At 39.2% G+C, this 22,578-nt stretch carries 17 protein-coding genes; 13 read left to right on the top strand and 4 right to left on the bottom strand.

Annotated features, from left to right (window positions below):
- The first annotated feature begins 10 nt into the window (after positions 1 to 10).
- Both L2567_RS02045 and L2567_RS02050 read left to right on the top strand, forming a co-directional pair.
- Complete coding sequence (locus L2567_RS02045; protein ID WP_235296021.1) at positions 11 to 880, top strand: EamA family transporter; 870 nt, start codon at positions 11 to 13, stop codon at positions 878 to 880.
- A complete protein-coding gene (locus L2567_RS02050; protein WP_235296022.1) occupies positions 881 to 1,528 on the top strand; it encodes an IMPACT family protein in 648 nt (215 codons plus the stop codon).
- On the opposite strand, the gene L2567_RS02055 is transcribed toward L2567_RS02050, so the two are convergent.
- Entirely contained in the window at positions 1,518 to 6,521 is a 5,004-nt protein-coding gene (locus L2567_RS02055) for a PKD domain-containing protein (protein ID WP_235296023.1), read from the bottom strand. The genes L2567_RS02050 and L2567_RS02055 overlap by 11 nt on opposite strands.
- A 148-nt stretch (positions 6,522 to 6,669) precedes the next feature.
- Here L2567_RS02055 and coaE point away from each other — a divergent pair, with 148 nt between their 5' ends.
- The 5 genes from coaE to L2567_RS02080 all read left to right on the top strand — a co-directional run bounded on the left by coaE (position 6,670) and on the right by L2567_RS02080 (position 14,262).
- On the top strand, positions 6,670 to 7,260 hold the full coding sequence (gene coaE, locus L2567_RS02060) for a dephospho-CoA kinase (RefSeq protein ID WP_235296024.1): 591 nt from the start codon (positions 6,670 to 6,672) through the stop codon (positions 7,258 to 7,260).
- Positions 7,261 to 7,289: 29 nt separating this feature from the next.
- On the top strand, positions 7,290 to 8,558 hold the full coding sequence (rocD, locus tag L2567_RS02065; protein ID WP_235296025.1) for an ornithine--oxo-acid transaminase: 1,269 nt from the start codon (positions 7,290 to 7,292) through the stop codon (positions 8,556 to 8,558).
- A complete protein-coding gene (locus L2567_RS02070; RefSeq protein ID WP_235296026.1) occupies positions 8,551 to 9,300 on the top strand; it encodes a DUF481 domain-containing protein in 750 nt (249 codons plus the stop codon). Before rocD ends, L2567_RS02070 begins: the two co-directional genes overlap by 8 nt.
- A 239-nt stretch (positions 9,301 to 9,539) precedes the next feature.
- Positions 9,540 to 12,647, top strand: a complete 3,108-nt coding sequence (locus tag L2567_RS02075) for a tetratricopeptide repeat protein (protein ID WP_235296027.1) — start codon at positions 9,540 to 9,542, stop codon at positions 12,645 to 12,647.
- The gene (locus L2567_RS02080; protein WP_235296028.1) at positions 12,640 to 14,262 is read left to right on the top strand and encodes a TonB-dependent receptor; all 1,623 of its coding nucleotides are present in this window, start codon (positions 12,640 to 12,642) and stop codon (positions 14,260 to 14,262) included. Before L2567_RS02075 ends, L2567_RS02080 begins: the two co-directional genes overlap by 8 nt.
- 1 nt (position 14,263) lies before the next feature.
- Here the strand turns inward: L2567_RS02080 and L2567_RS02085 are convergent, their stop codons facing one another.
- Entirely contained in the window at positions 14,264 to 16,888 is a 2,625-nt protein-coding gene (locus L2567_RS02085; protein ID WP_235296029.1) for an AAA family ATPase, read from the bottom strand.
- Positions 16,889 to 17,075: 187 nt separating this feature from the next.
- On the opposite strand from L2567_RS02085, the gene L2567_RS02090 reads away from it, so the two are divergent.
- Genes L2567_RS02090 through L2567_RS02110 form a run of 5 tightly spaced genes read left to right on the top strand, consistent with a single transcriptional unit; the run spans position 17,076 to position 19,636 of the window.
- On the top strand, positions 17,076 to 17,417 hold the full coding sequence (locus L2567_RS02090; protein WP_235296030.1) for a 2Fe-2S iron-sulfur cluster-binding protein: 342 nt from the start codon (positions 17,076 to 17,078) through the stop codon (positions 17,415 to 17,417).
- 6 nt (positions 17,418 to 17,423) lie between these two features.
- Positions 17,424 to 17,669: a Fe-S cluster assembly protein IscX gene (iscX, locus tag L2567_RS02095; RefSeq protein WP_235296031.1), complete on the top strand. Its 246-nt coding sequence runs from the start codon at positions 17,424 to 17,426 to the stop codon at positions 17,667 to 17,669.
- Positions 17,651 to 18,157 carry a KdsC family phosphatase gene (locus L2567_RS02100; protein WP_235296032.1) on the top strand — a complete coding sequence of 169 codons (507 nt, stop codon included), beginning with the start codon at positions 17,651 to 17,653 and terminating at the stop codon, positions 18,155 to 18,157. The genes iscX and L2567_RS02100 overlap by 19 nt, the downstream gene beginning before the upstream one ends.
- Positions 18,154 to 19,080, top strand: a complete 927-nt coding sequence (locus L2567_RS02105; protein ID WP_235296033.1) for a geranylgeranylglycerol-phosphate geranylgeranyltransferase — start codon at positions 18,154 to 18,156, stop codon at positions 19,078 to 19,080. The genes L2567_RS02100 and L2567_RS02105 overlap by 4 nt, the downstream gene beginning before the upstream one ends.
- Positions 19,073 to 19,636, top strand: a complete 564-nt coding sequence (locus tag L2567_RS02110; protein ID WP_235296034.1) for a Maf family protein — start codon at positions 19,073 to 19,075, stop codon at positions 19,634 to 19,636. The genes L2567_RS02105 and L2567_RS02110 overlap by 8 nt, the downstream gene beginning before the upstream one ends.
- On the opposite strand, the gene prmA is transcribed toward L2567_RS02110, so the two are convergent.
- On the bottom strand, positions 19,617 to 20,438 hold the full coding sequence (prmA, locus tag L2567_RS02115) for a 50S ribosomal protein L11 methyltransferase (RefSeq protein ID WP_235296035.1): 822 nt from the start codon (positions 20,436 to 20,438) through the stop codon (positions 19,617 to 19,619). The two genes, L2567_RS02110 and prmA, sit on opposite strands and share 20 nt — an antisense overlap.
- A complete protein-coding gene (gene folD / locus L2567_RS02120) occupies positions 20,435 to 21,310 on the bottom strand; it encodes a bifunctional methylenetetrahydrofolate dehydrogenase/methenyltetrahydrofolate cyclohydrolase FolD (RefSeq protein ID WP_235296036.1) in 876 nt (291 codons plus the stop codon). Before folD ends, prmA begins: the two co-directional genes overlap by 4 nt.
- A 792-nt stretch (positions 21,311 to 22,102) precedes the next feature.
- On the opposite strand from folD, the gene L2567_RS02125 reads away from it, so the two are divergent.
- Entirely contained in the window at positions 22,103 to 22,504 is a 402-nt protein-coding gene (locus L2567_RS02125) for a response regulator transcription factor (RefSeq protein WP_235296037.1), read from the top strand.
- Positions 22,505 to 22,578: the final 74 nt, after the last annotated feature.

Consider the following 22,578-nt stretch of genomic DNA (forward strand, 5'->3'; position numbering starts at 1 on the left):
TATTCGCGCTATGTCGATACTCTTGCTTTGCATCACAGTGAATGTGATGATTGCCATCATATTCAAGCTTTTCCCCAGGTTTGGAATCAATAACTTTCAAGCCATTGTTTTTAATTACTTGACCTGTCTCCTGGTAGGGACCTTTCAGCTCGGCAAATTTCCCATACCCCAAGACTTTATGTCTATGCCATGGTTCCCTTATGTGTGCTTCCTTGGTTTACTGTTCATAGCTGGATTTAATTTTAATGCCACTGCCACTCAGAAAATAGGAATTTCGTATACGGCCTTGGTTCAAAAATTATCTCTGATAGTCCCTGCGAGTATTGCCATTTTGTTCTACAATGAATCCGTAACTACTCTGAAAGTGGCAGGAATCATTGGCGCCATCTTAGCCATCATACTCATTCAGTTACCAGCGAGGAACAAGCCTGTAACGGCTTCGGTTTTTAAGCAATATACGTGGTTGATACTTGGCGTCTACTGTATTGCTGCCATCATTGAAGTATTGCTTTTTTATATGAATGTCAATGGCATCTCTACAGGTTCAGATATTTCTGTAGTAAGCGCTATTTTCGGAATTGCTGGGTTGACAGGGTTTATCATCATGATTTTTAATATATCAAGAGGTAAATCTGAATTTAAATTCAAAAACGTACTGGCAGGAATCTGTCTTGGAATTCCTAATTTTTACTCGATCTATCTCTTACTCTATTTACTTGTAGAAGGATGGGAGGCATCGGTACTTTTTCCGATTAACAATGTAGGAATCATATCGGTAGCAGCACTTCTAGCTTTCCTCTTTTTTCAAGAAAGACTCAATCTTTTTAAATGGATCGGACTCATATTATCCATCATCTCTATTTTATTAATTTCGATGTAAATGCTGGATTCTTATTTAACTATAAAGGATAGAAGTGAAGCGCTTTTCAAAGAAAAGTCCAGTAAGTTTTTTGCATATGCCGTACCGGTTTTTGGAACAGAGGATTTAGAGACATTTATTGATGCATTAAAAAAACAACATCCCAAAGCAGGACATTTTTGCTATGCCTATTATATTGGTGTTGATCGACAACAATACAGGGCCAATGATGATGGAGAACCTTCCGGAACAGCTGGAAAACCTATTTTAGGTCAGTTGGATAAGCGCAATTTAACCAATTGCGCCGTAGTGGTTGTCAGATATTTTGGAGGAACAAAATTGGGGGTATCCGGCTTAATCAGTGCTTACAAAGAAGCTGCCGCATTGGCACTAGAGAGTGGTCAAATTATCGAAAGGATCATTGCCGGTCAATTTGTGATTACAGCAGAAATGGAATATTTCGGCCCACTGATGCATTTTACCAGCACCGAAGGAATCAGATTAATTGATTCAAAATTTGCCGATAGAGCCAGACTTACCTGTGAAACGAGAAAGTCTCAAGTTGAAGCGAAGATCAAGCTGTTGAAAGCTCAACTATTAGAACGGCCTCCGCAAGACATTGATGAGGATACAGTAGTGCCCGGCGTACAGTTTGAAATTATCGAATAAGCGTTACGTCACCACTCTTAATGAGCTTTCCTCCGTTGTTTGGACACTGTGCCGTCAGTTTGTAAGTATACACTCCAGGAGTAGCCGGACTACCTTTGTAGTTGCCATCCCAGGCATCTAACACACTTTGGCTATGAAACATTTTATGACCCCATCGATCGTATATGTCGATCGATTGAATGTCTACAAAGATCGTCGGGTCGATATTTAAGTAATCGTTAACGCCATCCTCATTAGGAGAAAATATATTAGGAACACCAATGGTATTTATAGCTTCCTGACATTGATCTATTTCTCGCAACACCACTGACTTTTCTATGAAACACCCAGTTATAGCGTTCTCAATCTTAGCCAATACATTAAGTGTGCTACCATCCACACGTACTTTCACTTTTTCACAGCTTGGACAATCAATGATCTCAGCCGGCATCCATTGTAAGTTGTATGCATCATCACCCAGGTTCCGAATTTCTAAGGGCACTTCGGAGGCACCCTTGAAATAAATTTTTTCATCAGGTAGATCCGCTTTGATTTCAGGATGTACAAATACATTGACCTGGGCTGTATCAGAAACACATCCTTCGAGAATTCCAATAACTCTGTAATCACGGGTTACAGTAGTATTGCTTTTCGCAAAATATTCATCACTACTCATTAAGGTTTCATCTTCTTCCCATTCAATGCCATCAACCAGTCCACCAGCAAATAAATTCGCTTCTTCACCATAGCAAATTGTATCTCCTATGGCAAGTAATTCCGCTTTGTTTACCACTTCGATCAATACTGAATCTCGTAATATACATTCACCTGATATAGAAGTTAGTGTAAACATGGTAGTTTCGTCGATATCTGCAGAAGTTATCAAATCTCCTGCACTTTGAATAGATGTAGAAGGCGTCCAGGCAATTTGCCCGATTGCGCTTCCGGTTAATAATGCCTGCTGACCATTGCAAATCTTTTGATCAATACCGGCATCAATATCGTCTTGTGTCAAAACATTAATAAATAGTGAATCTCTGACAGCACATCCGTAATCATTGATGACTTCAACAGGATAAATGGTGGGAATCAAAGGAGATAATTGAACTGAGGAGCAATCCCGACAATCTTCAAGTGTAGGCCAGTTAATTTGATCTCCGTAATCAATATTGACTACAGTACTCTCGCCCAGGCATATGGTCCTGTCTTCACCAGCAAACTTGGTATGATCATCCAGTACGTTTACTTCTACAGTATCTCTTGTGAGACAATCAAATTCATTAGCAATTTGTATAATATATGCTGTAGTGTCTAAAGGAATGAAACTACTAACATCTATGGGTAAATCCCAGGCAAACCATTGTGCATCTTCGGATAAAGCATCTGTTACATAGTTTATATCCACAGTCTGTCCTTTACAAACAACAGTATCTCTAATGACTGTAATTTCTGGAGACTCTCCTACTTTAAGAATAGAGTCCATGACAATCGTGTCATTGCAATATTCGCTCCTTACGATTAACTCGACATTATAGAACCCTGTAACTGCTGGCTGAAAGCTATCCTGATTTCCTTCCAGTGATTCTTGCTGAGCACCGGAAATATTCCAATTTGTAGATTGTATCGGTGAAGTTGATTCGGATATAGCAGTGAGCAGCACAGAGTTGGGGATAAAATCACAAAATGACGAATCAGATAAGATAAAATTGGCTTCCAAATCATTGGTTAATATCGACTCACCTTCACGAATGATGGTGCATTCTTTGTTATTTGTCAATATGATCTTGGGAACGAAGCTACCTGGATCTTGGTAGGTATGTATGACACTATCAATGCTCTTTGGCTCTTCAATATCTAAAAGATTACCATCACCAAAATCCCATACAATTTTATACTCTTCTTCAAGGTCTGCTAAAAATTTTACACTCAATGGCACACAACTAGAATCCACTTCAAACGAGATATTTCCTTTGGGACCATCAAGTTTAATGAGCTCACTTATGGAAAATGTGTCTTTACAAACTTGAGATCTGATGGCGATAAGCTCTACATCAAAATTACCACCATATGAATATAAATGTGATGGTTCGAATTCAGTGCCTGAGCCATTATCATCCCCATAATTCCACTCATACTCTACGGCATTTTGCGACAAATTCGAAAAATTAACGATCAATGGTGGACAAGGAGCAAATGTGGTATCTACCTGAAATTCAGCGTGAGGATCAGCGACTTCAATTAACTTTCCTACATTCATAGAGTTAATACATTTTTCTTCATCCTCGATCGTAACGCTTACTTGATAAGCTCCCTCTTCAACAAACAAATGCATGGGCGCTACATCTGTACTGGTATTGCCATCACCAAAGTCCCATATGTACTGATATCCTGGTGAATGTAATCCATTCCTAAATGTTAAGGGTTGAGTTGTACAAGCCAATGAATCTGCTAAGAGATTAAAATTGGGCGCTCTAAAAAAAGCACCTAACCCAAGTGTGGTGGAATCTTTGCATCCCCAGTCATCTTCGACCACGAGCTTCAAATCAAATTTTCCAATGGACGGAGCAGTAAATTCTGCAGTCTTTTCATTACTAATTAACAAGTTATCACCAAGAATCCATTTGTAATCTATAATATTACCAAAAGCACTGGTAGAGAAGGGCGTAACTGACAAGACATCACTAAAACAAACCGGGTCTGGAGCTGCAAATCGCGCCTTTGCTGCATTTACGGTAATTGTTTCTGAATACATGGTGTCTGTACATCCGTGTATATCTGAAACTACCACTCCAATATTATCATATTCATGAGCAACTCTCAGCAACAATTCTGTATTGGGCCCATTTGGATTAGAAAAGTTGGCACCAGAAGGAAAGTACTCCCATTTAACTACGTCGGTAGATTGATCCATAAAATTCACCGTCAGAGGCGCACATCCGCTATTTACGTCGATATCAAAGTCAGCTTTAGGGTCCTTAAGATCTATGATTTGATTTAACAAATTACTACACCCTGAACTAATATCAGTCGCCTCAAGTGAAATGGCATATGTTCCTAGAGCTGCAAAGTTAATTTCTACAGTATCTTCATTGCTAATCAAAATGGTCTGTCCACCTATGGAGTACGTCCAATCCCAGCTATCCGCCTGGGTACTTAAATTTATAGCAGTGACTTTTGTAGGTTCATCGCAATGATATAACAGATCAAATTTATTAGCAGGCGGACTAACAGTCAAATGATCCTCTAATATCTTGCTTACAAAACAACCATTTGCTCCTATCGTAAGTTCTACATCATAAACTCCTGGCAAATCAAAATCTGCTTGAAAATTCTGTTGGTCAAAAACAAGTGTGTCGCCAATCTTCCATGACCATTCGTCTACCACACCGGAAGACAAATCAGTAAATGTAACCAAGTCCTGAGGGCATACCTCCGTATCACTAAGCTCAAAATCAGCAGAAGGAGCCGGACCACCTCTGATTAAAGAAGGAATATCCAAAGTATCTCTACATCCTAGGTCATTTTCAAAAATACCATAAAAGTCAGCAGAACCTTCTTCTAAAACCTCCACATCATAAAAAGTAGAAGACAAAGTAGCGTTGATAGGGCCGGTAAATCGCACAACTTCGGGACTTAAATTACTGGGTACGTTGGAGGTCAGATCAAGCTCTGCGATGAATGGAACGCAACCATCTAAATTGCCTATTACTTCCACCATCAGTGGCTCAACGACAATTGAATCCAACAGTTTGCTAGATTTACAACCAAACTCATTATTGGCAATCAAGGAAAGTCTATATGTGCCGTACTCGGCAACTGAGATGTCGGCAGTTTTCCCTGATCCGGTAGCAACATAATTACCGGGCTCTCCCACAAACCAAGAATATTGATTTTGATCGTTGCCCGAGGCATTCAAAGTAATAGATGCAGGTAATTTACATCCAGCCGGATTATCATAACTACCATTTATTTCCGGATTGTCACTAATGATAATCTGATGACTAGATATCTTGGTTCCAGAGCACTCTCCAGTATTTCTAAAAAGCATTATATCGTAGGTTCCAGGTGTCGTAAACCTGTGTACTGGATCCCTCTCTGACGAAGTGTTACCATCACCGAAATCCCATTCCCACGACTCCGCTGTAATACTTGATAGATCCTCAAATTGTACTTCTACACCGATACAACCAACTTTGGGAGAGAAATCAAAATCAATCAAACCTCCCTCTGAAATATGGTCTTCTAATACAACTATATGCTCACACCCAGAAGATATAAAGCGAGCCTTAATGGTGACATCATAATTTCCAGCATTTTGATAGACAAACGGGCCAGGGTCATATCCAATATGACTCTGACCATTTCCAAAATCCCACTCATATTCAATCCCGACTGATGATCCTAGATTGTCAAAATCTACGGTCATGGGAAACTGGCAACCCACCGCTTCCTTAGTCGTGACAATAATTTCCGGACTTTCACTCACTTCAATGAGATCCAACTTCGTAACGGTATTCTGACAACCTTTCGAATCAGTAATTTGTAGCGTAACCGTGTAGGTACCGTCCTGTAGGTAGGTTGTTGACGCTTGCAAATTGGGGTCTTGCGTGCTTATGGTTCCTGCATCACCTCCCAAGCCCCAGCTCCATTGTACTATTGATCCATTTGGGCTGCTGGACAATGAATTAAATTCTACTTCAAGCGGTGCGCACCCGACGGAAAAATCATTGGCAAAATCAGCAATTGGGCTACCATACACTTTTATAAAATCCTCTTTACATAATTCATCCTCATTTCCCATTGCATCAGTCACCTTGAGGCATATGGTGTATTCACCTACATCTGTAAATACCCTGCCGGGGGCTTTAAGGGTACTGGTCACTGAACCAAGCTGCCATTCCCAAGAGACAATATCACCTGCAGTGCTCGAAGATTCATCTTGAAATTTGGATTGAACTGTGTTACATCCTTCGAATTTATCAACCGAAAAATCAACTGTAATTTGTGCACTCACTTGCAGTACACTTAAAATTACGACAAACAAACTTGTATGTATAAGCTTTAATTCGATAACTTAAGAGCTCAGGTTATATCTATGAAACAAAACGTGCCAATAGGCACCTATGTATTATTGATCACAAATTTATAATAATTCATCAAGAATGGCACCGAAAACAATAGGACTAACTGGTGGTATCGGCTCAGGAAAATCTTTCATTGCCGAAATCTTCAAAATATTGGGTATCCAGGTTTATAATAGTGACATAAATGCTAAACTATTAATGTCTGAAAACAAACAACTTAAAAATGGAATTATCAAATTGCTAGGAAAAAAGGCCTATCATAGTGATGGCCAACTGAACAGGGAGTTGATTGCTGAAAAGATTTTTAAGAACAAATCAAAACTGGAAAAAATCAACAATCTGGTCCACCCCGCAGTCCGGGAGGATTTTCAAAATTTTGTAAAAAAGCACAAAAAGCATCAATACGTAATTAATGAAGCTGCGCTATTTGTAGAAAACGGATCTCATAAAGATTTTGACCACTTGATAACGGTCGTTGCTCCTGAAGAAGTTCGTATCGAAAGAGTAATGAAAAGGGATGGCGTGAATCAGGAAGAAGTCGTAGAAAGAATGCAAAATCAATCTAGTGATGAAAGCAAAATGAAAGTCAGTGACCATGTTATTTTCAATGATGCTTCAGAAAATCTTTTTGTACAGATTTCATCAATTCATCAAGCGCTCGTGAAATAAATCCCTATTTTTGCAAAAAAGAGCGTCAAATGATAGAGACTGAACTGAATTCAAAAGAACTGATCGCATTAGAAGACCAGCATGGTGCACATAATTATCACCCTCTCCCCGTCGTACTAAGTAAAGGTGAAGGTGTATACGTGTGGGATGTAGAAGGTAAAAAATACTATGACTTTTTGTCTGCCTACTCAGCCGTCAATCAGGGGCACTGTCACCCCAGAATAATTCAGGCCCTAACAGCACAGGCAAGTGAACTAACGCTAACTTCCAGAGCTTTCTACAATGATATGCTGGGTAAGTACGAAAAGTACATCACAGAATATTTTGCTTATGATAAAGTCTTACCTATCAATACGGGAGTGGAAGCGGTTGAAACTGCAATCAAAGTTTGCAGAAAGTGGGCATATGAAAAGAAAGGCTTAGAATCCAACACAGCTACGATCATCTTTGCAAAAGGCAATTTTCATGGTCGCACTCTGGGAGTAATTTCTGCCTCCACAGACCCTACCGCAACAAAAAATTTCGGACCTTATTTGCCTGGAATTGAAGTCATTCCCTATAATGATCTTGATGCACTTGAATTAGCACTTCAAAAACCGGATGTTGCAGGATTTTTAGTAGAACCCATCCAGGGTGAAGCAGGAGTTTATGTTCCAGATGATGATTATTTAGCAGGTGCAGCCCGGCTTTGCAAAGAACACAACGCCTTATTTATTGCCGATGAGGTTCAAACAGGAATTGCTCGAACCGGTAGATTATTGGCAACCTGTGGTAATTGTACTTGCACTGGACATTGTGAAAACAGGCCTGAAGTTCGTCCTGATATCCTTATTCTAGGTAAAGCGCTGTCAGGTGGTGTTTTTCCCGTCTCTGCAGTTCTGGCGGATGATGAGATCATGGATTGCATCAAACCCGGTGAACACGGCTCCACTTTTGGTGGCAATCCGCTAGCATGTGCTGTAGCTATGGCGGCACTCGAGGTGGTCAAGGATGAAGAGCTACAAGTAAACGCATACCGACTGGGAGTTAAGTTCCGAGAAAGAATGCAAAAACTGGTGGAAAGCCACGACTTGGTAAATTTAGTGAGGGGAAAAGGATTGCTGAATGCCATTGTTATCAATGATGATGAAGATAGCGATACGGCCTGGAACATATGTGTTGCCCTGGCAAAAAACGGTTTGTTGGCAAAGCCTACGCACGGAAACATCATCAGATTTGCTCCACCACTCGTCATGACTGAAGATCAATTGATGGAATGCTGTGATATCATAGAAAAAACTTTGTCCGAGTTTGAGTAGATTTTTAGTCGTTTTGTTTTTTCTTTTTTTAGGTCAATGGGCTGTAGGTCAAGTCTACAATGTGGAGCAGCGCAGATTAGTCACAGATACCATTGGATGGGCTGGCAATCTAAGTCTAAGCATTTCCGCTTCCAAATTTACAAAATCCGTATTTTCAGTAAATGCTGGTTCACATGTTCAATATAAAACCCTGAAAGATCTCTTCCTTTTTGTAGCCAATTATAACATCATCAATGCTGATGGTGAAAATTTCGATAACAGAGCTCAAGCTCATTTCAGGTATAATCGGGAATTCAATGAGTGGGTTCGCATGGAATATTTTTTTCAAATCCAGAACAATACATTGACTAAAATAGAAAGTAGAATACTAAATGGTGTAGGCCCACGTATAAAGCTTTCTCAGTATGAAAAAGCAAAGTTTTATTATGGGATTGCTTATATGTATGAAATAGAACATTTGACCAATCCTGAAATCGTAAATAGAGATCATAGAATCAGTTCCTACTTTACTTTTACCCTACTTCCCGAAAAGGGCATTAGTCTTTCAAACACCACTTATATCCAACCTTTAATCAAAGACTTCAATGACTTTAGGGTGTTCAATGACAGCAATCTTGATTTTGCCATTACCTCTAACTTAAGATTCACCACTAGCGTAAGCTTTCTTTATGATGCTGAACCACCTGAAAATGTACCTGGTTTAAATTATCAAGTACGTAATGGCCTGACTTATAAATTTTGATGATAATAACGTTCGCTAAAGACAACCATCATTGCATTTTCGGCTAAAGGTTGTATTCTGACAAACAATATTACCACCGTAAGGACCGTTTGTACTATCCCTCCTTAATATTCTGTCTTCTTCCGTTTTTGTAATATTTGATGACGAAAAATTAATCGTTTATAGCAATCTTTACACATTAAAATAAGTTGTAATATATTGAAGCTGTTTTTAACCAGCTTTTCTAAACCTATTTATTTATGTACCGAAGTATTGCTATCGTATTTCTTCTTTTTTTGTGGTCATTCAGTTCAGGTCAGATTACTGCTTCCTATACGGATGCCAACATTCATTTCAAAAAAGGAAAGGCTCACTTTGACAATCAATTATATGGCTTGGCAAAAGAAGAATTTCAACAAGCTGCAGTAATCTCATTAGAATTGTATGATGAAAAAAGTGCGTTACTGGCAGCTGAGGCTAAGTTGATGGCAGCTAAAGCATCTGTTTACGGAGGATTTCCTGAAGGGGAAAAAGAGATCATGGATTATTTTTTCGAGCACCGACCGGCACCACTCGCTTATGAGGCTGCAAGAATTATTGGAGACTTAAAATACGACCAAAAGCGACATTCCGAAGTGGTAGAGTATTATGATTTGATTGAATTGGACAAATTGCCAGAAGAAATCAAGAATGAAGTTTTATTCAAGAAAGGATACAGTCATTTTATACTAAAAGAGTTTGAAGAGGCAGAAAGTAACTTCGAATCCATACTAGGCAAGGATACTAAATATTATTTTCAGGCTTATTACTACATGGCAATGATCCAATTCTTCTATGGGAATTATGATCAAGCAATCGAATATTTTTTCCTTCTTGAAAACTATCCTGAATACAAGAGCCGGATTCCCTACTATATTGCTCAAATCTATTTTGAACAAAAAAACTATGATGATTTATTAAATTATATCCCCCAGCAACTCGACAATCCCGATGTAGAAAACAGAAAAGAATTAAGGCATATACTCGGGCAGACTCTATTTTTGAGGGGTGATTATGCGAATGCACTTCCTCACTTAGAGTTTTATGAGTCTCAATCCAGAAAAATGAGGAAGGAAGACTTCTATCAACTGGCTTTTTCTCAATATCAGGTGGGTCAATTTGAAAAAGCTGCTGTTAACTTTCTTGAGTTAAGCAACCTGGATTCAGAAATGGGACAGATCAGCAATAACTATCTGGCTGATGCTTATCTCAAACTAGGGAATAAGGAAGATGCTAGAATCTCCTTTAAAAATGTAATGAATTTCTCTTATTTCCCTGATCTTAAACAAGAAGCCACTTTCAATTACGGGAAACTCTCTGCTGAATTAGGGTACGATCGTGCAGCTATTAACACGCTCATTGATATTCCTCCCACAGCCAAGCACTATACGGAAGCTCAGAAAGTTCTGGGAAATCTTTTTGAATCATCTAAGGACTATTCAATGGTTATTGCGACCATTGAAAATATGCAACAAAAAGCACCTGAAGTCTTGAAGGCTTATCAAAAAGTGATTTTGGAAAGAGGCATTCAGTTGATCAATGATGGAAATATTTCATTGGCACTTCAGACACTTAAAAAGGCCGCTCAAACTCCTGTTGATAATTACTACACTGCTATTATACTCTTTCATTTAGGTGACTTGCTCCACCAACAGTTAAATTATGACGAAAGCATCAAGTACCTGAATCAGTATTTTACACTGGCAGAAATGACTGGGTCATTGCCTGCTAGCGCTAGTCCTGTTTTAGCTCATTACCTGCAAGGCTATAATCATCTTAAAACCAAAGATTACACCAATGCTCTGGACCAATTCACCAAGAGTAAGATGCTGATGAACCAGCAAAATTTTCGGGCCAGTCCCGAGATTCGTTTGAGAAGAATATATGCAGACGCTCTAAATAGAATTGCAGACGCTTATTTTACGGTTAATGATTATGCGAAGGCATCTGAACACTATAAATTGGCATCACAGATTAACTTTCCAGGACAGGACTACGCCTTTTTTCAATTAGGGATGATTAAAGGCCTGCAAGGTCAACCTTATGAGAAAATAGTTTTAATGGAAGAATTGCTGGAAAAAACTCCGAATTCCTCTTTTAAAGACGACGCCTATTTTCAAATTGGTGAAACACAATTGGCACTAAACCAACCGAGAGCAGCAGAAATAGCTTATAGCAAGATCATTCAATTAGATCGGAAATCTCCTTTGATTACCAGAGCACTTTTAAAACTTGGATTAATTGCCTACAACAAAGGAGAAACCCAAAAGGCCATCGATTACTATACCAATCTATTTGATAACAATCCTTCTAAAACAGAAGCTCAGGAAGCGCTCATTGCTCTTCAAGAAATCTATATTCAAGATTTAGGCAGAGCAGATGATTTTGCAGAACTTGTAGAAAAAGCTACAGGTTACAAAATGTCTAGTTTGGAGCGAGATTCCCTCACTTACATTGCAGCCCAGGGTAAGTTTGAAAACGGTGAGTATATAGAAGCCATTGAAAGTTATACAAAATATATTGACAATTTCCCAACAGGTATTAATAGGTTGAACGCAATCTACAATAGAGCTGAAAGTAAAACGATCTTAAAGCAGTATGCCGAAGCACTTCCTGATTATGATGTGGTAATCAAAGCCGGCCCATCTGAATATTACGAAGATGCGATTCTTAAGGCTGCACTGATTACCTACAATGATTTGAAGCGTTTTGAAGAATCATTCAACTACTATAGCCTTTTGAGTGAAGTCACAAGCGATCAACTGAAAAAATACGAGGCACAGTTAGGAGCAATGAGATCTGCCTATCGATTTGGTGATCCCGAAGCGTCACTTGCTTATACCAGCAAAGTGATACTTAATCCGCTGGTTAGTAAAGAAGATAAAGCTCTTGCCCATTTTTATGCAGGGAAGATGCACTATCTGAAGGAAAACCTGGACGCCGCAAGTCAAAATTTCGAGCAGGTCGTGTTGTTGGTTGACAATGAAAATTCTGCTGAAGCCAAATATTTACGTAATGAGATTGTTTTCAAAAAAGGAGATCTGGAAGCTGCTGAAGACATCACTATGGAATCTATCAGCAATTCCACTGCTTATCCTTTTTGGGTAGCTAAAAATTTATTGCTTCTCGCTGATATAACAATTGGTTTAGGAGATTTATTCAATGCCAAAGCAGCCGTAGAGGCCGTTATAGAAAACTTTCCGGAATCGGAAGAACTTCAATCTGAAGCCGCTTCAAAATTAGAAATGATTCTTGCGCGAGAAGCAGATGAGACAAGAATAGAAGACAATAAAACGATTAACCTGGATACAATTAAAGAAAATGAATAAGATTTTAATCATAGCGTTTGTTTGTTTGTGTCAACCCATATACTCCCAAGTAAGAGACACCATCAAAGACTTACCAGCGGAGCAAGTAGAGGTCATTAAGCAGTTTGAAGCCAGACTGGAAGATGCTCGTAAAATCAATACCATACCCGAGCCACCTGCCCAGCGGGTATTGGAGCAATTTAACTACGCAGTGAGCATCAAACCTTTGGAACTGGAATACCCTGAACCATCCATCAGGCCATTAGGCATGCCTAAAGAAGAACTTCCTAAAAAATACAATGGCTTTATCACCGCCTCTGCGGGTAATTTGAATACTCTAAACGCAGCATTGGGTTATCATTACATGACTGAAAATGAAACCGAATTTGATTTGCAGGCTGATTATTTAACCCAGGAGAATAAACTAGAGAGGTTTCAGAAATACAGTCACCTGAACACAGACTTATTGATCAGACATCACTTTAACGAACTGGTTTCTTTCCAGGTTCAAGGTGGTTACCATCAGAGAAATGTCAACTTTTATGGATCTCCCTTTGACGAATCCACGATTGCGGATACCAGTATTTACTCAAGAGCGATCACTGATTATGGCTTTGGCTTCAAATTTTTCAATGCTTCGGAGAACGAATATGGCGTGGACTATCAATTGGGATTAGACTATAAAAATTTGTCATTGAGAAATGAAAACGCGGTAGAAAATAACTTCTTAATCAAGTTAGGTGTCAATAAAAGCATAGGCAATAGATTTGATCTGAAATTGGATGGTATTGCGGATATCAGCAGTATTTTGGATACAGCGACAATTGCCTATAACAACTACCACATTAAGCCTGGTATGGCTTATCATACCGAAGCTTTCGGCATCTTCGCGGGATTGGATTTTGCTTTTGGTCCTGAAGGAAGAAATTACTTCCTTCCAGATGTTGAATTGAGTTTTTCACCTTTAGATTACGGTTTAATACCCTATTTATTTTTGAAAGCTGAATTGCAAAAGAACAACCTGGTGCCATTGATCGCATATAATCCATTCCTATCCACTGAAATTATTTCTAATTTACGCAATAGTATAGTGACCCGCTACGGTATAGGAGCAAGAGGTAAGTTAAAGGGATTTCATTATGATGTCAATGTGGCCTATGGCTCGACAGATGACCTGGTTATGTTTCGAAATCATTTAGATGATCAGGGCCTTCGTCAATTTCTAATAGAACAAGATAGTTTTAACATATTGGATGTGAACGTGGGATTAGAGTATAAACTTTCTGATCAATTGGAAGTTTTAACCCATTTCCAATACATCTACTACGATGAGATCGTATGGCAATTGCCTTCCTATCATTTTGATCTGAGCGCTCGCTATCATTTACTTAATAACAAATTAACGATCAGTCCTGCTATCTTCATACGAGATGGCATTACAGTCATTAGTGACGATCGGGAAGTGGTGGAATTGCCTTATATGTTAGATGCGAATATCAGGGCTAGCTATCAGGTAGCCAATCAATTTTCAGTATTCGGTGAAGTCAATAATCTACTTGCAAGTGAATATCAGCAATGGTATGATTATTCGAATTTTGGATTGAACGCAAAAGCAGGTATAAATGTGAAGTTCTAATTTACTTGTTAAAACCAATGCTTGGCTTATTAAAGACTTTCATATCTTCTTCTAAATTGAGCACATAGACATCATCATAAACGATCTGGGCACCACCATTCTTAGGTCTGTCCTCAAGCTTTAGGGAAGAGAGTCTCAAATTTTGGTTTTTAATAATCTCCAAAACGATATTGCGAACGTCCCTGGCGTTACCAAAAAACTTATCCCTAAACCTATGCGCGAATTGCAACTTTTCAGACAGTAACTTCACAGCTTTAGGAGTAATGTGATATTTCTCATCGCTAATCATTTTCATGGCGATCATCGATAATTCAGTGGGTGTGTAGTCGTCAAATTTTAAAATCTTATCAAAGCGCGAGCTTAGACCAGGATTAGCTTTTAAGAAAACTTCCATGTTGTCCGGATATCCAGCTGCGAAGATGAAGAATTCACCCCTATGGTCTTCCATCCTCTTTAATATGGTCTGAATGGCTTCATTACCGTAATCTCCCTGGAGACCGTTATAATTTGACAAAGCGTAAGCCTCATCAATAAACAATACGCCGCCCATCGCTTCCTCAATTTTTTCAGCTGTCTTGGTGGCTGTCTGGCCTACGAAGCCTGCTACCAAACCCTGGCGGTCCGTTTCGATCATATGGCCCCGTTCCAAGATACCTAATGCCTTATATATTTTGGTCAAAATTCTGGCGACAGTAGTTTTTCCGGTCCCCGGGTTACCAACAAATACAGTATGCAGATAAAAATTATTCAATACATCTCTCCTGCTCTCCTTGTGATATTTTACGATTTCTACCAACTCGCGTATCTGCTTCTTCACATTTTCGATGCCAATGAGACTATTCAGTTCCGAAAGAGCTAGATCAAGCAACTTATAATCAACCGGAATATTAGGCCTTTCCATTCTCTCCTCATTCTTAATCGCTACCACATCAGAAACGTTAATTTCAGAAAGCGCTCTGGCATCCATCTCTGCAGGCTTGCCCTTCATCACCCTTAATCCTAAATTTACCTTGGCCTTCTCAATGAGATCAAACACGAATCTTGCATTGCCAAAAGTTTTGTCTCTTTCCCGGTATTCAGCTACGATCAACTCATCAATAACGGCTTTGGCGCTTTCCGTAAGAACCACTTCCTTTTCAACGCAAGCATACTCCGCAATTAGAGATAATTCCTGGGGTAGATAGTCTTTAAATTCGTAGAAAAGCTTGAAACGCGATTTAAGCCCGGGATTAGATGCCACAAAATGTTCCATCTCCTTCGGATAACCAGCTACAATAACCGCCATATCACCAGGGCCATTAGACATTTCTTTCACTAAAATTTCGATCACTTCCCGTCCGAAATCCTTCGAATCATCATTGGCCCTTGCCAGTGCATAGGCCTCATCAATAAATAAAACTCCGCCCCTGGCCTTCTCGATGGCTTCTTTCACCTTAGGTGCGGTCTGTCCAATATACTCTCCCACAAGATCAACTCGATCGACCTCATGTACATGACCTTTAGAAAGAAGTCCCATTTTTCGATAAATCAGGCCCATGAGCCTGGCAACCGTAGTCTTTCCTGTTCCGGGATTACCTTTAAATACGGAATGCACATTGATATCATCTTTTTCCTCAAAGCCTTTGTCTTTACGCAACTGCAGAAATTTAATGTATTGCGCGTGTTCCCTGACTTGTTTTTTAATGTGAGATAATCCTATCAATCCGTCTAGCCTCATCATCAACTCCTCGAATGTCTGATTTTCATCTTCACCCGGAGTCAGAACGACGGGAACTTTACTGTTGGGGAGTTGAACCATTGGAATACCTTCCTCAAAAACTTCTCCTACCATAAAAGGGACCACAGCAATTAGCTTATTCATAAAAACCAGTTCTACTGTATATCTGCCATCTCTCCATGAACCTTTGACATTGGAACCCCAACCTGCACTAATTTTGATCTGCTCCTCATCCTGCTTTACGGTCTGCAATCTGGTAACCTGTCCCTTTAACTCTCTGGCTTCGTTATAAAACTTTGCAAAAATCTCACAATGCCACTCCTCCTTCCTGTTCTTATTTTTGAGGATGATCTCATTGTAAATATATCTCGTTTCTTCTCCTGAAAATTCAACTAAATAGGTCCTATCAGGCTCATTTACATCATCATATTTACCTTCATACAATTTTAATGACTCCAGATCAAAATACAGATTTTCCTGCGGATTCTTCTTGACTCCAACATCCTCGACATAAAAGTACTTGGTTGCAACTTTTTCTCCATCGATCCAGGCTTCCCAGTAATAGGTACCTTTCTTCCAGAATACCCCTTCTTTCTTATTGCCCCAACCTTCTCTGATGAATACAACATTATCGTATTTGCTGACCTTGCGCTTAAAACTTAAAGCGCAGACTTCCTTATTCGCATTAAGTGAGTCGTAACATTTTAAATCAATATTAACTTCCCATACTGCTCGATCAAACTCTTTATTGTGAAAGGAAAGTTCAGCATAAATGTAAGAAGTCTCGTAGCGATCGAAAACCTGTCTATATTTCTTTTTATTGTCAGCCAGCCATTCTGTCGAAGAATAGACCATAAGCTCTCTGAACTTAAATTTCGGTGCTCCTTTTATCTCGTTCGTCTCTGACATATTATTCTGATTATCGGTCTATAAGACGTTAATTTAATTAATTATAACAAAAATCATCCCTCTTCTGTTGGAAGTATCTATTTTTTTGTCATATATCGGTTCTACTGACGTTAATAAACAATTCTATTAACTTAGTCATTGCTAGGTATAGAACGAAAATTTATGATAGCTTTGCAGCTTAAGAATTATGGCTAGAATTACATTTACATTTGAAGATAAAGACATTCCTACTAAGGTGGTAGAGAATGCAGAAGAAGGATATTCAATTCTTGAAATCACAGAAGATAATGATATACACCTCAATCATAACTGTGGGGGAGTTTGCGCATGCAGTACATGTCATATTTATGTTGAAAAAGGTGAGGAGGATTTAGAAGAGATTTCTGATAAAGAGGAGGATTTTATAGATCGAGCTATCAATCCCAGATTGGAGTCTCGCTTGGCATGCCAATGTATCATTCTTGATGACAATGCTGAAATTGAAGTTGAAATACCAGATCAAAAACAAATCATAGGACACGAACATTAGAACAATATGGGATTTGAAGATTTAGATGACATGCCTTATTCCTGGTCGGACCACGAGGATATAGCCATGAAGCTTTATGATCAATTTGGAGATGATTTTACAGAAAGTAAGATCTACCGAATCAGATTTACAGAATTGATTGAGTGGGTCCTTGCCTTGCCCGGGTTTGAAGGAAAGCGCGAAGATTGCAGTGAAGGGCATCTGGAGCAAATTCAAGCTAAATGGGTTTATGAATGGCGCGACAATCAATAGTTTTTGATAAATTTTCCAAAATAGAAACGCTCATCTTCGATGTTGATGGTGTCTGGACTGACGGTTCTCTACAAGTAACGGAGAGTGGAGAGCTCCTAAGAACCATGAATTCTAAAGATGGTTATGCGGGAAGGCGCGCTGTTCTAGCGGGCTACAATATGATCATTATTTCCGGGGGACATTCAAAAGGAGTGGAAGATCGACTGACCAAATTGGGCATGAAAGAAGTTCATATCAGTATCAGAGACAAAATGCAGTTGTTTAGCGAAATGGTAGAATCGGGTAAATTAGACCCGGAAACCACATTGTATATGGGTGATGACTTACCAGACTGTAAAGTACTCAAAGCGGTCTATCTGTCTTGTTGTCCTAAGGATGCTGTTCCTGAAATTATCGACACTTGTGAGTATGTGTCTCCTTATGAGGGAGGTCGTGGCTGTGTCAGAGACGTTATTGAAAGAGTGATGAGAAGCCAGAATAAATGGTGAGCATTTTGAGACCGGCGAACTTATTGATCATCGGTATCACCATGATGATCTTTTGGTTCTTTATGGTATCACCAGCATTAATCGAAAATGGGGTTGATCCGTCCCTAAATACCTTCCTGTTTACCTTACTAATGATCATGGTCATGATGATTGCCGGCGCAGGTTATGCCATCAATGATATATTTGACATGCGTGCTGACGCTGTGAATCGGCCAGCCAAATCGTTAGGCAGGAAAATCTCTGTGAAAACGGCCAGAAACCTCTATCTGGTATTAAATCTACTGGCATTCATCAGTGCCACTTATATCTTTTACAGAACCTGGAACTTTAATGTCCTGGCGATTTGTGCAGGTTGTATTTTGGTTTTGTGGCTGTATTCCAGAGTACTGAAATCTACGGTCCTGATGGGTAATGTGATCGTCTCCCTTCTCATAGGTGGTGTACCATTTATCTTTATCTTTATAGAACAGCATTCTTTGACTCAATTACAGCAGAGCGCACCATCTGTGCATCAAGCCCTATATATAGATACATTTGGTTTTGCCATCTTTGCCTTTATGGCCAATCTGATCAGAGAGATCGTGAAGGATTGTGAAGATTTTGAAGGAGATCTTCGAACAGGTACGATCACGATTGCCACAGTTTTGGGATTCAAAAAGGCAGATTACTTTAGCATTGCATTGAACATTATTTTACTCATTCTTTCTTATATTTATTTCAGGGTCAATCGATTAGGACACAATCCCATTGAACAAATCACCTTTCCTCTATTGATCTGGCTACCGCTTGTTATTCTAGCCTACTACTTGATCACCAAGGAGAGAAATAAGAGAAAATATACAATGGCCAGTAGATTCATAAAGGGTATTATGGTTTTAGGATTAATTTATATTTTGATCCACTTAAGGTATACTTATGCATAAGATTTACCTGGCTTCTAAGTCCCCTCGCAGGCGAGAAATAATTGAAAATGCTGGGTTTCCCTACGAATTAGTTGAGGTCGATGTCGAAGAGACGTTTCCAGAAAGCCTTGATCGTGAAGAAGTTGCAGAGTACCTGGCATTGAAAAAGGCAGAAGCTGTCACAGAGATACCGGATGATGGTATCTTACTTACTTCTGATACCATCGTCATTTGTAAAAAGGAAATCTTGGGAAAGCCTATTGATAAAAGTGATGCAAGAAGGATGTTATCCAAACTTTCGGGTGAGAAGCATGTAGTTATTACCGGTGTATGTCTAAAAGATCGTAAAAAGCAAGTGAATTTCAGTGATGTTTCGGAAGTGTTTTTTCACGAACTCACCAATCAGGAAATTGAAAATTACATCAGTACCTCAGCTCCTTACGATAAGGCCGGTTCATATGGCATTCAGGATGGTCTTGGTATGGTCGCAGTGGACAAAATCTCGGGTAGTTATTTTAACATCATGGGATTACCTATTCATCGAGTCTATCAGATCATCAAGAATTGGGACGACTGAATTTTAGACATTTCCATTCTCCCTTTGACCTGGAACTTAATAATGTAAAACCCACGCTTTCAAATTTATCGCTGACCAGTTTTTCGTCATTGATAAGGATTCCACTCAACAACAATTGTCCACCCTTTTCTGTATGCTCTATTAAAGCTTCTGCTGATTCCAATAATACATTGCGATTAATATTTGCCAGTATTCGATCAAATTTTCTGGGAGCTATTTCGGCCAGAACCTTTAGCTCACAGGTAATTTTAGTACATCCATTGATAGCAGCATTATAATTCGAATTCTCGATGGCATTCTCTTCTATGTCAATGGCATAGATAGACCTGGCGTGGAGCTTTTCTGCAAGGATGGACAGAATGGCCGTTCCGCATCCATAGTCCAAAACATTTTGTCCTTTTTCGATGAACCCTTTCATTTCAGACATCATCATGTAGGTGGTTTCATGATGTGCTGTCCCAAAAGCCATTTTGGGTTCTAAAATGATATCGATCAACTCTTCACGACCCTTACTATGAAAGGGTGCTCTGACATAGCAGAAATCATCTATCGATACAGGCTTAAACCCCGCTTCCCACTTCGCATTCCAATTCTCATGCTTGACATCAGAAACCTGAGGGTCTAAAGCCTGAAAAACTGAAAGCTTTGATACGCTTTGCCACGTCTCCTTAGTGAAATAAGCAAGCAGATGATCGTCAAGTTCTTCTATGCTCTCTACTTGCGCTTCGCTGAGCCTGTAGTTGAGAACTTCTCGCTGAATAGGGTCAGCAATCTCAAATTTTACAGAAACGTAATCAATCATTGCTTCAACCTTGAAGCTTTTAATGTATTCATCAACAGAGAAGTAACCGTCATAGGTCCTACACCTCCTGGTACAGGTGTAATGTAGGACGCTTTATCGGCAACAGCATCAAAATCCACATCACCTACCAGGCGATAACCCGACTTTCGCGTTTCATCCTCAACCCTATTAATTCCTACATCGATCACCACTGCTCCTTCTTTAACCATATCTGATCCTACGAAATTCGGAATTCCAATAGCCGCTACAATGATATCAGCTCTTAAAATTTCGGCTCCGAGATCCTTGGTCCGACTGTGGGTCAGGGTCACCGTACAATTTCCCGGATTCGCTTTACGAGAAAGCAGAATGCTCATAGGAGTTCCGACTATATTACTTCTGCCGATCACGACACAATGTTTACCGGATGTATCAATCTTATATCTTTCCAGCATTTGCAAAATACCATAGGGCGTAGCAGGTAAAAAACAATCGAGGCCCTGTGCCATCCGTCCGAAATTTACAGGGTGAAAGCCATCTACATCTTTTTTCGGATCTATGGCAAGCGTCACCTTCGTTTCGTCGATATGGTCTGGTAAAGGTAGCTGCACAATGAATCCATCAATGTCTTCATTTTCGTTCAATTCATCAATAATTTCTAAGAGTTCTTCCTCACTGATTCCTGCATCCTTTTGAATCAGTGTCGATTCGAATCCTACAAACTCGCATGATCTTACCTTGTTTCTTACATAAGAGCGACTAGCAGGATTGTCTCCTACCAGAACAGCTGCAAGGTGAGGGATATTACCACCTTCAGCCCTAATTTGGTCCACCTCCTCTTTAATTTCATTCTTAATGGTCTGCGCAAGCTGCTTGCCGTCTATTATTTTCATATGTCTAAGTTATTGAAATGCAAAGAAAATAAAAGATAATGGAATTGATAAGCTTGATGAAATAAAAGAGCGGGAGAAAACACTTCAGAATCCCCCGCTCATTGTGGGGTCTTTCGACACCCTAAAACACCTTTTTCTTGATGGCTGGTCTGCCACCCTTACCGAATGGTCAGCAATTCGTTCGCTTCCACGATAAACGGTACAACCAGGTTTGACTGAAAAAAGTGTAATACTAATTTTATAACTCTTTGTATTTGATATATATACTAAAAATACTTCATAAACATCAAGCACTATATAAGGGTATCCACCGATATATAAGCAATAATTGATGTGATGGAGGATTATTGGACATCAACCCCAAAATAGGTGCTTACCCTTACATACATTGTGACCCAAAAACTACTATTAGATGAAAAGAATAGTATTTTTGCTATTGATTAGTATAAATATTCAGTGCATTTCTCAACACCCAAGGTTTCTGAATAAAAATTTCTTTGTAAAAAATACTCCTGAGGATTTTTATTGATCTTCAGAAGCTATTGCAGTGCAAATGATATGAGCCTTAGGTCCAAAATTTTACTATCTGTACAAAACTCAGATTTAACTTCCTCATTGTCAAGATTAGAAGATCAGTTTGAGATCGTAGAATTGAGAAATAACTCAAGATTACTCCAGAACGTAAGCTAGCATTTACCTGACTATCTTGTTTTTGACCACCAAAACTTTAATACAGCGCTTTCCGAAATAGTCAAACTTAACAAGGTCGAGGATGCTCAAATACCCATTGTATTGATCTCTTCTTATAATGTACACTCCTATTATAGAGATAGAATGACATGGGGCGTAAAGGGTTTTATATACGATGCCAATAGTCGAAAAGAATTTCAGATTTGTCTTCATGCAATTGAAGAAGGTGAAATTTATGTCAGCAATGAATTGCACAAAAGTTTCAAGTTGGATTTCAAAAATCCCGATAGTGCGGAGAGTCTGACCCCTTCTGAACTTAAAATCATATTGCTTATTAGTATGAATAGGACAACGCCTCAGATTGCCAATCAATTATTTATCTCTACAAAGACTGTAGAGAAACACCGAAGTAACATCAGTAAAAAACTGATGCTTTCAGGAAAAACCAATAGCCTATTGCTTTGGGCTAAAGAGAATTTGGTGGAACATAGCCACTATCAATAAAAAAAGGCCTCCATCTCTGGAAGCCATACGCTTAAACCTTAAAATAGACCACAACTTTTTGTGCCTAACTTGTT

The organism is Portibacter marinus, from assembly GCF_021533195.1.
GTDB classification, from domain to species: Bacteria; Bacteroidota; Bacteroidia; order Chitinophagales; family Saprospiraceae; genus Portibacter; species Portibacter marinus.

What these genes read in the sequence shown, in the direction of transcription:
- L2567_RS02075 (WP_235296027.1), top strand. Translation starts at nt 9,540, where the DNA reads ATGTACCGAAGTATTGCTATCGTATTTCTTCTTTTTTTGTGGTCATTC.
- L2567_RS02085 (WP_235296029.1), bottom strand. Translation starts at nt 16,888, where the DNA reads ATGTCAGAGACGAACGAGATAAAAGGAGCACCGAAATTTAAGTTCAGA.
- L2567_RS02090 (WP_235296030.1), top strand. Translation starts at nt 17,076, where the DNA reads ATGGCTAGAATTACATTTACATTTGAAGATAAAGACATTCCTACTAAG.
- rocD (WP_235296025.1), top strand. Translation starts at nt 7,290, where the DNA reads ATGATAGAGACTGAACTGAATTCAAAAGAACTGATCGCATTAGAAGAC.
- prmA (WP_235296035.1), bottom strand. Translation starts at nt 20,438, where the DNA reads ATGATTGATTACGTTTCTGTAAAATTTGAGATTGCTGACCCTATTCAG.
- L2567_RS02045 (WP_235296021.1), top strand. Translation starts at nt 11, where the DNA reads ATGTCGATACTCTTGCTTTGCATCACAGTGAATGTGATGATTGCCATC.
- folD (WP_235296036.1), bottom strand. Translation starts at nt 21,310, where the DNA reads ATGAAAATAATAGACGGCAAGCAGCTTGCGCAGACCATTAAGAATGAA.
- coaE (WP_235296024.1), top strand. Translation starts at nt 6,670, where the DNA reads ATGGCACCGAAAACAATAGGACTAACTGGTGGTATCGGCTCAGGAAAA.
- L2567_RS02080 (WP_235296028.1), top strand. Translation starts at nt 12,640, where the DNA reads ATGAATAAGATTTTAATCATAGCGTTTGTTTGTTTGTGTCAACCCATA.
- L2567_RS02110 (WP_235296034.1), top strand. Translation starts at nt 19,073, where the DNA reads ATGCATAAGATTTACCTGGCTTCTAAGTCCCCTCGCAGGCGAGAAATA.
- iscX (WP_235296031.1), top strand. Translation starts at nt 17,424, where the DNA reads ATGGGATTTGAAGATTTAGATGACATGCCTTATTCCTGGTCGGACCAC.
- L2567_RS02100 (WP_235296032.1), top strand. Translation starts at nt 17,651, where the DNA reads ATGGCGCGACAATCAATAGTTTTTGATAAATTTTCCAAAATAGAAACG.
- L2567_RS02050 (WP_235296022.1), top strand. Translation starts at nt 881, where the DNA reads ATGCTGGATTCTTATTTAACTATAAAGGATAGAAGTGAAGCGCTTTTC.